Source organism: Arthrobacter sp. TJ-263 (assembly GCF_058269155.1).
In genome coordinates, this window is record NZ_JBZCNE010000003.1 from 545,643 (window position 1) to 553,395 (window position 7,753).

8 protein-coding genes are annotated in these 7,753 nt (G+C 63.8%); 3 read left to right on the top strand and 5 right to left on the bottom strand.

The annotated features are described in order from the left end of the window. The first annotated feature begins 96 nt into the window (after nucleotides 1-96). The gene (locus AC4D2F_RS16740; RefSeq protein ID WP_490911601.1) at nucleotides 97-1,284 is read left to right on the top strand and encodes a sensor histidine kinase; all 1,188 of its coding nucleotides are present in this window, start codon (nucleotides 97-99) and stop codon (nucleotides 1,282-1,284) included. Then, nucleotides 1,281-1,907, top strand: a complete 627-nt coding sequence (locus tag AC4D2F_RS16745; RefSeq protein WP_490911602.1) for a response regulator — start codon at nucleotides 1,281-1,283, stop codon at nucleotides 1,905-1,907. The genes AC4D2F_RS16740 and AC4D2F_RS16745 overlap by 4 nt, the downstream gene beginning before the upstream one ends. A 401-nt stretch (nucleotides 1,908-2,308) precedes the next feature. Here AC4D2F_RS16745 and AC4D2F_RS16750 read toward each other — a convergent pair whose 3' ends face one another. Further along, a complete protein-coding gene (locus AC4D2F_RS16750) occupies nucleotides 2,309-3,571 on the bottom strand; it encodes an MFS transporter (protein ID WP_490911603.1) in 1,263 nt (420 codons plus the stop codon). Nucleotides 3,572-3,960: 389 nt separating this feature from the next. On the opposite strand from AC4D2F_RS16750, the gene AC4D2F_RS16755 reads away from it, so the two are divergent. Further along, complete coding sequence (locus AC4D2F_RS16755) at nucleotides 3,961-4,887, top strand: pyridoxal-phosphate dependent enzyme (RefSeq protein WP_490911604.1); 927 nt, start codon at nucleotides 3,961-3,963, stop codon at nucleotides 4,885-4,887. Nucleotides 4,888-5,515: 628 nt separating this feature from the next. On the opposite strand, the gene AC4D2F_RS16760 is transcribed toward AC4D2F_RS16755, so the two are convergent. The 4 genes from AC4D2F_RS16760 to AC4D2F_RS16775 all read right to left on the bottom strand — a co-directional run bounded on the left by AC4D2F_RS16760 (nucleotide 5,516) and on the right by AC4D2F_RS16775 (nucleotide 7,636). Next, nucleotides 5,516-6,004: a MarR family winged helix-turn-helix transcriptional regulator gene (locus tag AC4D2F_RS16760; RefSeq protein WP_490911605.1), complete on the bottom strand. Its 489-nt coding sequence runs from the start codon at nucleotides 6,002-6,004 to the stop codon at nucleotides 5,516-5,518. Nucleotides 6,005-6,092: 88 nt separating this feature from the next. Further along, complete coding sequence (locus AC4D2F_RS16765; protein ID WP_490911606.1) at nucleotides 6,093-6,557, bottom strand: hypothetical protein; 465 nt, start codon at nucleotides 6,555-6,557, stop codon at nucleotides 6,093-6,095. 108 nt (nucleotides 6,558-6,665) lie between these two features. Further along, entirely contained in the window at nucleotides 6,666-7,064 is a 399-nt protein-coding gene (locus AC4D2F_RS16770; RefSeq protein WP_490911607.1) for a hypothetical protein, read from the bottom strand. A 230-nt stretch (nucleotides 7,065-7,294) separates the two neighbouring features. Further along, entirely contained in the window at nucleotides 7,295-7,636 is a 342-nt protein-coding gene (locus AC4D2F_RS16775) for a hypothetical protein (protein WP_490911608.1), read from the bottom strand. Nucleotides 7,637-7,753: the final 117 nt, after the last annotated feature.

Sequence of the window (7,753 nt, forward strand, 5' to 3'; positions counted from 1 at the left end):
CGGTCTCCCGGTTGCTTCCTGCTGATCGGAAGGATGCTTGCCTGGTCGTACTTTCGGACGATGGGCCGGACCTGGTGCGCGCGTAGCATTCAGATCATGGTCCACACTGCTCTGACCCCGGTCTTCCTGGGACTGCGCACCGGCCTGCACACCCTGTTCATCGTCCTCGCCGTCGTGGTCCTTGCCCGCGCCGTCCTTGTTCCATCCGACACAGCTCTGGTCACCATCGTGCTGACCGTCGTCCTGATCGGGGTGTACTGCCTCGGGGCCGTCGTGCTCCGACCAGCCCGTCCACTACCGAACACACCGGCCAGCGCCTGGTTGTGTGTCCTGTCGGTGTTATGGGTTGTCTTGCTGACGCGCAGCCCTGATGCCGCTTACTTGGTCTTTCCCCTGTTCTTTCTCTACCTTCACCTGCTGGGTCGCAGGTGGGGAACAGTAGCGATCATCGCGTCGACACTTGTAGCGGTCAGCGCTCTGGGTATCCATAGTGGCTGGACCGTCGGTGGTGTCGTCGGTCCCTTCGTCGGCGCAGGTGTTGCCTTGCCCATTGGGCTTGGCTACCAGGCCCTCGCCCGCGAGGCAGAGCAACGAGAAGCACTTGTCCAGGAACTGCTCGATGCGCGAGACCAGCTCGCCGCGACCGAGCACGAAGCAGGAATACTCGCAGAGCGGTCCCGTCTGGCACGGGAGATTCATGACACCGTCGCCCAGGGACTTTCCAGCATTCAGATGCTGCTCCACGCCGCCGAACGGTTGAACCCGGACCGGCCAGGAATCGAACACGTTCGATTAGCGCGGGAAACGGCGGCTGCAAGCCTTGCGGACACGCGCCGGTTCATCCGGGAACTCCCCCCACCCAACCTCGACGATGACGGGCTGGGAGGCGCCCTACGCAGGCTCGCCGCCATCCAATGGGCCACCCAAGGGCTCGAGGTTCGGGTGCGGGTGTCCGACACGGTCATCCTGCCGATGCACCTGCAGACCGCACTGCTACGCATCGCCCAGGGAGCGGTCGCGAACGTCCTGCAACACGCGAACGCTACTACCGCTACCATCACACTGGACCTCGACGACAGCGTGCTCCGGTTCACCATCGTCGATGACGGAACAGGGTTCGACCCTGACATCCTCACCAAGGGGACCACACAAACGTCGGATTCGTTCGGGCTTCGAGCAACCCAGGAACGCGTGGAACAGCTCGGTGGCACTTTGATCCTCGACGCTGCTCCCGGGCGCGGCACACATCTCACCGTCGAACTCTCACTGCAGGACGCACCATGATCAGGATCGTTATCGCTGACGACCACCCGATCGTCCGGGCCGGCCTGATCGCCCTGTTCAGCCTCGAAGACGACCTGGACGTCATCGCGGAAGCTGCCTCCCCTGACGAAGCCGTAGCTGCCGTCCAGCGAGAAAGTCCCGACGTCGTTCTCATGGACCTCCAGTTCGGTGCTCGAGCAACGTCCACCGGCGCGGATGCCACACGGCGCATCAGGTCCCTGGAAGCTGCCCCCTATGTCCTGGTCCTGACGAACTACGACTCCGACGCCGACATCCTCGGCGCCGTCGAAGCCGGCGCCAGCGGCTACCTCCTCAAGGACGCACCGCCCCACGAGTTAGTGGCCGCGGTCAGGGCTGCAGCTGCCGGAGAGAGCGCCCTCGCGCCCGTCATCACCTCCCGGCTCCTCAACCGCCTTCGCGCGCCCAGCGTCAATCTCAGTTCACGTGAAATCGAGGTCCTCGAACTCGTCAGCACCGGACACTCCAACAGCGACATTGCTGCGAGCCTCTACATCAGCGAACCCACGGTCAAGTCGCATCTCTCCCACATCTTCTCCAAGCTCGACGTCACCTCCCGCACCGCCGCCGTAGCCGCAGCCCGTGCCAAAGGGATCCTGCGCTAGGCCGTACACCCCGTCTCGTGATCGACCGTCCATGGAACGCGTTGCGCGATGAGCGGCGAGAACGGCGCGTCGTGTTTCACGGGCCGTGTCCGAGAGCTGTGCCCAGTGAGGAACGTCGACGCGCGCTCAGTCCCGCAACACGATCGTTTTAGCGTGCGCACTTGTCGTCGATAGAAAAGCCCTCTCTGCCTGTCCGTTGCTCGAGCGTTTCGAGTTCCTCGAAGAACGTGACTTGCAAGCCGGCGGGACCCTGAACCCTGGCGTTGATGGTTCGGAACGGGTCTCCGTCGGATGCGCCAGGACTTCGTTACAGGATTCTTGTGAGAGTGCGACAGCCTAATCCGTAGCGGCCACTTCGAGGTCCTCGTCAACAACGACACGGTGGATGCCCAGCCCTGGCCCTAGGCGGTCGGTGCCTCTGGCTCGAGGGCGGGCGGGGCTGCGGAGATGTTCGAGATGGCCTTCCACAGGAGGGCCAGGGTGATGGCGGAGCCCGCGAAGGCGAACCACCACGGCCCGGTCAGCCCCCACACCTGGGCGACCAGCCCCCCGAGCAGCTGTCCGATCACGAGCCCACCGAATACGCCCACCATGTTGACGGAAGCGATGCGCCCCTGCAGGGACAGGGGAACGAGGCGCTGCCGGACCGTCGTCGAGATGGTGCCCCAGATGAAGGCGTAGATGCCGAACCCGAACATGATGACGAAGGCGAGCACGGCCGACGTCGTGAGAGCGAAGCTCAGGTGCATCACCACCTCGAGGCTGAGGCAGACCCGCATCATGGTTGCCAGGCGGACCCGCCGTTCGAGCCAGCCGAAACAGCTGATTCCCACGAGTCCGCCGAGAGCCGCGGAGGTCGCGAGCAGGCCGTAGCCGACGGCGCTGAGGCCCAGGTACTCCGTGGCGTAGAGCACGAGGACGGACCAGGGGGCCGCCCACGTCACGTTGAAGATCAGGATGATGAGGATCAGCGTCCGGACGGGCGCGTTGCCACGCAGCCAGGAAAGGCCCTCCCGGATGGGCCGAGGTTTGATGCCGTCGTCGAGAACAGTCACGTCCCGCTGCGGGGGAGGCGTCCTCGCCATCCTCGAGACGAGGACGACGGCGAGGCTCACGCAGAGAATCTGCACGGTGAACGGCCAGAACGAGCCGACAGCGAAGAGGAAAGCGCCCAGCGGCGGCCCGACGAGTTGGTTGGCGACGAGGTATCCGGCCTGCATGCGGGCATTGCCGACGCCGAGATCGGCCGATGGCACCGTCATGGGAAGCAGCGTGCTGCCGGCCGTGTCCGCGAAGACTTCGGCCGTGCCGTACAGGAAAGCCGAGACGAGCACCACCCAGATGCTCACTCGACCGGTCACGAGAACGATCACGAGGCCGAGGACGATGACGGCCCGAACCCCGTTCGCCAGCATGACGAGGCGGCGCCGGTCATGATGGTCGGCGATCGAACCCGCCAGGAGTCCGAACAGGAGCCACGGCAGGATCTGCATCATGGCCCCGGACGCGACGAGAAGCGGCGACGACGTCACCGACGCGATGAGCAGCGGAGCGGCCGAGAGGGCGATCCCGTCACCGATGTTGCTCGTCCAGGTGGACGCGAGCAACCATCTGAAGCTGATGCCCAGCCGGCGCGGAGCGAGCACCTCACCGAACGAGGACATTACGTTCTCCTGACAAGGGGAAGGCGGCACGGGCGAACGGTGGTTGCACCGTTCGTCTTCGGATCGTATCGGGTAGGGCGAAGTCGCCTGTCCGTAAATCGGTCCTCGAGCGGGGCGTAGCTCTAGCTAGCTCGGGGCCGCTCGACAACCGGCCAGCGGGCACGCTCAATTGCATCAGTGCTGGTGTTGCCTGGTTTAGGAAGCGTGAAGTCCCGGGTCCCCTGTCCGAAGCTCCGCTTACGAATTGAGTTCGGGCGGCAGGCACTACCGTACGGAGCTGCGGCAGTTGGCGCGAGTCTGTCCGCTTCCGCCCCCACCTGCGCGTTCGACGTCACCTCCCGCCTTCTCGTACACAGGGGTCAAGGGAGCCGCTCAGATATGATCGCGTGATGAATTCCGCTGTCTCGTTCTTCTCGCGGCCGACACCGATCGATTCCGCACCTCGGCTCGCGCGGGCAATCGGGCTCGACGCGCACCGGCTGCTGATCAAGCGCGACGACCTCATCGGTCTCGGCGGTGGCGGCAACAAGGTCCGAAAGCTCGAGGTCACGATGAGTGCTGCATTGGCGGCCGGAGTGAGCACAGTCGTCACGACCGGCGCGCCTCAGAGCAACCACGCTCGCTTGACGGCTGCCGCTGCAGCGCGATGCGGACTTCGAAGCGTTCTCGTGCTGGAGGGTGAGGCGCCGTCCCGCCTGCAAGGAAACCTTCTGCTCGACGAGCTCTTTGGAGCCGAGATCGTGTTCGCCGGGAATCGCGAAACAGCAACGGTCGCTGCCGAACAGGCCTTTTTACGGGGGGCCTTCCTGATTCCCTTCGGCGGCACCAGTGCGGAGAGCGCGGTGGCCTACCAGCGGGCTGGAGAAGAGTTACTGAGCCAAGTTCCAGACCTCGGGGTTGTCGTTGTAGCGGTAGGATCCGGCGGAACAATGGCGGGCCTGGCTGCAGCCCTTGGTACATCTCGAGTGCTCGGGGTGGCCACCGGGGCGGTAGCGGATGCACATGCCACGGTGAGCTTGCTTGTGACCGAGATGGGAGTGTCAGCGGAAGGCCTGCGCATCGATGATTCGCAGATCGGTGACGGCTATCAATATCTGACTACGGCAGTCCGGCAGGCAATGACCTTAGCGGCTCGCACCGAGGGGATCGTTCTCGACCCCACCTATACCGGTCGCGCGATGGCTGGACTGATCGCAGCGGCAACGACCGATGTGACTCCTCCTGGCCGCGTGGTGTTCCTCCACACCGGTGGTCTCCCCGGGCTGTTCGGTCATCCTGACCTGCACGACGGAGGTAGCACGGCTAAGTGCGCTTGAAGCCTCGTGTAACGAGGGGCGCAGCTCCATCCCCATCTGGGACGCCATGCGGCTGCACATTGTCGGGCTTACGGTGCTCGACAACGAGTACCGAGCAACGACAACTGCCGACACGATGTGGAGCCTGCGCGGCGATGCTTCTGGAAGCCCTACTTTGATTGGATGGCCATGACAGAGCATCGTCGCCTGATTCCTACGGGCACCTGCTGGTGCGGCTGTGGAGAAGAGGTCGGCCTGGGCACGTTCTTCGCTCGGGGTCACGATAAAGTCGCCGAGGCGGCGCTCCTCGCGACCAGGTATGACGGCTCAATTGCTCCATGGCCATGGATACGCGTCAGGTGGGGCCGCTGGAGTGCACTTCAGCACGCAAAGCGGACTCCGGCACGCACGGCGGCGGCGTCGGAAAAATCTTGAAGGAAATCCAGGCCTAGCTGTCGATCCGGCGGCAGGATGTTCGTCGTCGTTAATGACGGAGCCGGACAGGCCGGCCCGCGACCCAGTGCAGGAGGCAGTTCCACCGCTGCTGATGTTGGTCGTCCTGATGGTGCGTTCGGGCCTGGGTCGTCGCCTGAAGTTGCACCGTTCCACCTGACGGCAGTTTGACTTCGGCCGTCTCCACGGCCGGGGCTTAGCTCAAGCCGAGGGCAGCACGCGTTGCCTCGTCGGGAGTCTCTCCGGCGGCTTCGGCGAACGCGGACATTGCTGTCGCGAGATTGTTCCGGTCCTCGTCGTTCATCCGCCTAGTCACTTCGTTGAGGGAGTGTCGGCGCTGTGCCATGACGCGGTTGACGAGGGCTTGGCCCTCATCGGTGAGCTGGAGGCGATGGAAGCGTCGATCTTGCGGGTCTTCCTCCCTCCGAACCAGCCCAGCTGCTTGAAGTTTGTCCACCGCTCGGGTCGCGTTGGACGGGTGAACTCCGAGATCCGCCGCGATGGCTCGATGTGTTTGGGGTCCGCGTGTGGCGATGATGATGAGAATTCGCCATTGGGGGTAGGTGACGAGGTCTTCTATGTCGGCAATGGATTTGGCGACGACGGCGATAAAGACGCGAGAGGCCCTGAGGATGGCGTCCATACCGGCATCCTCGTATGTGTGGTGTTCGTGTGGGTTGTCCATACGCTCCACTCTTTCGGTTTCCGTTGCCTTGGTGCAACGAACGGGAAGCCGAGAAGATGCCAGGTCCGGGCGCTTTTTTGTCAGTTCTTCACGTTCCGGCCGGCAGGTAGGACGTGTAGGGGTCCTTCGTACCGTCGACAACGGGGATGTCGATAGCCGCTGATACCGCAGGGGTCGTGACGGTCATGGTGATGGTGTGGCCTGGTTGGGCGTCGACGGTGTCGAAGATGGTTTCTCGAATAGTGAACGGGTAGTTCGCGTGCGCTGGTACGACGACTGTCACCGCGTCGTCGAGGTCGCTGATCATTACCTCGACGGGCGCAGTGGAGTCGTTGACGAGTGTTCCAAGAATTCTGCCTGCCCTGCCCTCACCCGCCGTGACGAGGAGCAGTTTCTGCAGTTCGACGACGCCTACCTTGCGACCGGCATCGGAAGCTGATGTTTCAGCGGTGGCTTCGGGTATCCCGCAGCTAGCGATAGTGAGCGTCCAGCACAGCAGAAGTGTCGGCAGGCCCAGGGAGTGACGTAGCCTGCACATCGTGTGGTCGTCCATGCTGCTTCCTCGTCTATGAGTCCGTGATGCATCGGGGTGGGACTGCGTTGATTCGCTGGCGGAGTAGTGTTCGCGTCAGGACCAGGGACTTCAGTGGCCTCAGGGACCTCAAGGTGTCTGGTCGCTGTAGCCGCCGATGCTGCCTTCGTACACTGGCACCGCAACGGATTCCTCGCTGGCGGTGACCGGGACGGTGATGAGCAGTGGTGCGGTGTCGCCGATGTCGGCGTCGGTGGTGCTGAAAATGGTCGTATGGTCAGCGAACCGGAACATGTCCTCGGCTCCGATGGTCAGCGTGGCTATGTCATCAGTGTCGCGGAGGATAACCTCGACAGGGGTTTCTCCTGTGTTGATCAGGGTACCTAGGATGCGAGCCGGTTCGTCGGGTGCTTCAGTCACTAGTTTCAGGTCGATGCCCTGCACCTGGCCCATCTCCATCTGGGTGCCGCGGCCGATACCGGGCTGGGAGGATGCGGTCGCGCATCCTCCCAGCAGCACCACTGTCACCGCCGCAATGGCGACGGTCAGACCGACCGTTGTTGCCCGCCTGAGGGCCCGTGCCGGACATGCCCCTGAGTCGACCGTGGACCGAGGCGTGAACATTGACCGGTGGGCTTGGTGCCACCGGAGTGTGCAAGGAGATGCTGGAGTCTGCTGACACGTCATGGCTCGTCCTCCTCGCACACGAGATTCCGGGGGGATTAGGGGGTGGGGGCTGTTCGGTTAGGGCGCCGGAGTCAGGTCTGGGTCAACGCAGCGGAGCGGTTCAGGAACACGCCCTCATCGGTGACTCGGTCGACGGCCTCTGCTGACTCGTACATGTGGTTCCCCGGCCCCGTACCGTTGATCTCGATGTAACCCAGGCGCAGGAGCCGTTCCCGGCGCTCCTCGGGGAGGTCGGGGCTGCCGTCGAAGGCGGAGGCAATCGCTCCTAGAATGCTGCCGCCCCGGTCCGGTTGCTGGCCTTCGGCGGTGACGGCGTCGGGATCGCCCATCTTTATGCTCGCGATGGTGCCGACTCGGTGACCAAAGGCGGTGAAGACGTCCATGCCTTCACGGACGGATCCGATGGTGTCCATGGATGTTCCTTCCCTTCACTGATGACGATGATGTCGATGGGGGCAAGGACCCGTGGAGGGGTCTTTGCGGCGTCAGGGGTTAGGAGTCGGAGGCGACGGAGTCGTCGATCTCGGTGG

Bases quoted from the DNA above. Each gene is read 5' to 3' on its own strand.
- AC4D2F_RS16750 (WP_490911603.1), bottom strand. From the start codon at position 3,571: ATGTCCTCGTTCGGTGAGGTGCTCGCTCCGCGCCGGCTGGGCATCAGC.
- AC4D2F_RS16755 (WP_490911604.1), top strand. From the start codon at position 3,961: ATGAATTCCGCTGTCTCGTTCTTCTCGCGGCCGACACCGATCGATTCC.
- AC4D2F_RS16745 (WP_490911602.1), top strand. From the start codon at position 1,281: ATGATCAGGATCGTTATCGCTGACGACCACCCGATCGTCCGGGCCGGC.
- AC4D2F_RS16740 (WP_490911601.1), top strand. From the start codon at position 97: ATGGTCCACACTGCTCTGACCCCGGTCTTCCTGGGACTGCGCACCGGC.
- AC4D2F_RS16760 (WP_490911605.1), bottom strand. From the start codon at position 6,004: ATGGACAACCCACACGAACACCACACATACGAGGATGCCGGTATGGAC.
- AC4D2F_RS16775 (WP_490911608.1), bottom strand. From the start codon at position 7,636: ATGGACACCATCGGATCCGTCCGTGAAGGCATGGACGTCTTCACCGCC.
- AC4D2F_RS16765 (WP_490911606.1), bottom strand. From the start codon at position 6,557: ATGGACGACCACACGATGTGCAGGCTACGTCACTCCCTGGGCCTGCCG.